At 62.0% G+C, this 287-nt stretch carries 1 protein-coding gene; it reads left to right on the top strand.

Going from position 1 to position 287, the window contains the following annotated elements; all coding sequences use genetic code 11:
* Positions 1-287 (top strand): glutamine amidotransferase-related protein (locus tag B3520_RS03755; RefSeq protein WP_286875444.1); only part of this gene is annotated, 287 nt, incomplete at both ends.

Below are 287 nucleotides of genomic sequence, written 5' to 3'. Positions count from 1 at the left end.
TACAACCCCAACGGCATCATCCTCGCTGGTGGCCCCGAATCCGTCCACGCCGAAGGCAGCCCGAGAGCACCTCAAGCCGTCTTCGAGCTCGGCGTGCCCGTACTCGGCATCTGCTACGGCATGCAGACCATGGCCGAACAACTGGGCGGCTCCGTACAGGGCTCCAAAGTCCAGGAATTTGGCTACGCCCAAGTCAAGGTTCACGGCCAGACTCAACTGCTGCACGACATCAAAGACCACCTCGACCACAACGGCGACTCCCTGCTGGACGTCTGGATGAGCCACGG

It is taken from the genome of Marinimicrobium sp. UBA4509 (assembly GCF_002388575.1).
GTDB lineage: Bacteria > Pseudomonadota > Gammaproteobacteria > Pseudomonadales > Cellvibrionaceae > Marinimicrobium > Marinimicrobium koreense.
Note: the sequence above shows the minus strand (reverse complement) of the source record. Positions and strands in the feature narration are given on the sequence as shown.